We start from the raw sequence: 2870 nt of genomic DNA on the forward strand, positions 1-2870 counted from the left end.
CACCACCAGCGTGCTGTCGACGGCCTCGGCGCGGCTGCGGCGCAACGGCACCGGCACTTCCACCTGGTTGAAATAGACCGCCACATCACCGAAGTGCTCGTCGCGGTGCGACTGCGCCGCCGGCCAACGCGGCTTGTCGGCCAGTACCCCGGGGCTGCCTTCCAGCTTCAGCGAGGTGCGGTCGCGATAGAGGTAATAGCCCGGTGCCGGGCTGAAGCGCAGCAGCAGGGTGTTGCCATCGCTGGCGATGGCATCGAAGCCGAACGCCTGTTCCGACGGCAGCGGCAGTGCCTGGCTGTTGCTGGTGCCCGGCAGCCGCAGGCCACCGCCACTGCCGGCGCCGGCCAGCGGGTTGTTGAACGCACTGGCGCCGGTGGCGCGTGCGGTCGGCAGCGTGGCAGCCGCACCGCCCGCGCCGGGCAGAGTCACCTGTACCACGCGCTTCTGCGGCGGGTAGCACACACCGGCATCGGCGCAGCCCTGGTAACGCACTTCCAGGCTGATGGTGCCGGTGGCATCGGTGGGCGCGCCGGGCAGGGTGGCCTGCAGGCGCTCGCGGTAGGTCTCCACCTCACCGAAGAAATCGTCGTGGTGCTTCTTGCCTGCGGGCATCTGCAGCGCTGCGGCATTGAAGGCAGGATCGGCCTTCACCGTGGTGCGGTGGCGATACAGGTAGTAGCCCGGGGCGATCTTGAACTGCAGTTGGATCTGGCCACGCTCGGGCGCGCTGGCGGTCAGCGCGAACGCCTGGTCCACCGGCAGCAGATCTTTTTCATCCAGCGCGAAGGCCGGCAATGAAAGCCACAACAGGGCGCACAAGGCGGCGCCACGCGCAAACAGAGTCTTCAATCAGTGTCCTCCCGGGTCTGTGCCCGGATCCAGTCCAGATACGCCGGCAGGCCGGCCCGGGTTTCGACCGCGATGCACTCCGGGAGTTCATACGGATGCAGTTCGACGATCCGGGCGATGGCTTCATCGACACGGCTTGCGGTGGTCTTCACCAGCAGCTGCAGTTCGGCGTCGGTGGTCACCTCGCCCTGCCAGCAGTACGTTGACTGTGCGCCGTCCAGGCGGGTGACGCAGGCAGCCAGGTGCTCGGCGACCAGCGCGTGCGCGATGCGCTCGGCACTGGCCCGGTCCGGGCAGGTGGTCAACAGCAGCAGGACGGGATCGACGGTCGACATGACCGTCGAGTATAGGGCCCCTGTCCGACCGGGTCAGGATCGGACAGGGGAAATACAACTTTCTTCAAACGGAGTCAGTTGGCCAGCTGGCAGGCCGCCGGCTTGGCCGAGGTGAACAGGCCCGGGGTGGCCCACTCGGGGTGGTCGATGAACGGGTTGCGGTTGCCTTGGAAGCTGTAGATCACGTCATTGCGGGCACGTTCTGCAGCGCTCGGCGGATCAGCAAGATGCCAGTCGATCAGGGTCGACAGCAGGCCCATGTAGGCCGGCGAGCTGCTGGTCTTGACGATTTTGCTGCGGTCGTCGGTCAGTTCCAGGTCCGGTTCGGACTGGCCGGTGGCCGCATCCTTGCCCCCTTCATAGCGGATGGCCATGTACATCACCGCGCGTGCCATGTCGCCCTTGCGCGCACCCCAGACTTCGAAGGTGCCAGCGTTGCCATCCGGCGTGCGCACCCAGTTCGAATTGCCCGGGTAGCCGCCGCTGCCGCCGCCCTGGCCGTTGTTGGCCTCGGTGGCACGCTCGCCGCAGTTGGCGTCGCACTTGCCGAACGGCTTGTTGCCGCGGTCGGCGTTCCACTGTGCGTCGGTCAGGTACAGCATGTGGGTGTCGGTGTAGGGCGCGTACGGCAGGCCCTTGTCGCCGGTGGTGCTGGCAAAGCCCAGCGAATTCGGCCAGGTGTGCTCGCGGTTGTAGGTCAGCCCGCTGCCGGTGCCCGCGCGGCCGCTCACCTTGGTGTAGCTGCGGTTGCGGTAGGCATCGAGGATCTTGCCGCTGTTGTTGGGATCTTCGTCGGCGATCTCCAGGATGGTCCAGGTGCTGGTGCCCGAGCCGCTGTACGGATACGCGGTGTGGCCCTTGATGGTGGCGTGCAGCGAGCAGCGCAGCTGGCTGGGGCTGCTGGTGTTGACCTTCGAGTAATAGCCCGCCGGGCCGCCGGGATTGCCCGGGTCCGGGTTGCCGCTGGTGGTGGCCACGGTGAAAGCGATGCGGCTGTCGGTCGCCGGGCGGGCACCCTGCGCGTCGGTGATGCGTGCGGCACGGATGTCGAAGCGGCAGGCTTCACCGGCGACCAGCGCGGTGTTGGTCGACAGCTTCACGCTCTTGCCGCTGGCCGGCCAGGTCAGCGGTACGCTGCCGGAGGTGCCGCAGGTCAGGGCGAAGGCGCCGCTGGCGAGGTTGACCGTCTCGCTGAACACCACTTCCAGGTCGGCGGCGGCCGGGAAGGTGCTGCTGCCCTGTGCCGGCGTGGTGGTGGACACCGACGGCGGCGTGTTCGGGCCCGGGGTGCCACCGCCGCTGAAGGTCTGGTTGTTGTTGCAGCTGCCGAAGGTCTGCCTGGCCGATTCGGCCCAGGTGAAGTGCGCGTACTGGCTGCCGCTGCCGGTCAGCTGCAGCGAGGTGCCTGCCGCGGTGCTGTTGGTTTCGGCAACCGGAATGTTCTGGCTGGTCATGCCGGCGGCGGGGCCACCGGAGGCGGTGATCGCGCCCTCGTAGCTGAGGAACTGGACCACCTTGCCGCCGGCGTCGACCAGGGCGATGCCGTCGTTGGGGCCGTTCTGCAGGCCGTTGGTGGGGTAGGTGACCACGGCCAGGGTGGCGCTGCCGCAGTTGGCCGCGGTTCCCGCCGGTACCGCGTTGTTGGCGTAGACCGTGGCGGCCGACGGGTTGCTGCCGTTGTAGAGG

The 2870-nt window shown here is 68.1% G+C and carries 3 protein-coding genes; all 3 read right to left on the minus strand.

Features of this window, described 5'->3' with window-relative positions:
• Positions 1–849: protein-disulfide reductase DsbD domain-containing protein (locus tag DBR20_RS13910; RefSeq protein ID WP_258223362.1), on the minus strand; the 849-nt coding region annotated here is incomplete at its 3' end.
• A complete protein-coding gene (gene cutA / locus DBR20_RS13915) occupies positions 846–1184 on the minus strand; it encodes a divalent-cation tolerance protein CutA (protein WP_108266586.1) in 339 nt (112 codons plus the stop codon). The genes DBR20_RS13910 and cutA, both read right to left, overlap by 4 nt.
• A gap of 74 nt (positions 1185–1258) precedes the next feature.
• The coding region (locus tag DBR20_RS13920; protein ID WP_258223363.1) for an endonuclease at positions 1259–2870 on the minus strand (1612 nt) is incomplete at its 5' end.

The sequence above is a fragment of the Stenotrophomonas sp. HMWF023 genome (genome assembly GCF_003060985.1).
GTDB lineage: Bacteria > Pseudomonadota > Gammaproteobacteria > Xanthomonadales > Xanthomonadaceae > Stenotrophomonas > Stenotrophomonas lactitubi.

Bases quoted from the DNA above. Each gene is read 5' to 3' on its own strand.
- cutA (WP_108266586.1), bottom strand. From the start codon at position 1,184: ATGTCGACCGTCGATCCCGTCCTGCTGCTGTTGACCACCTGCCCGGAC.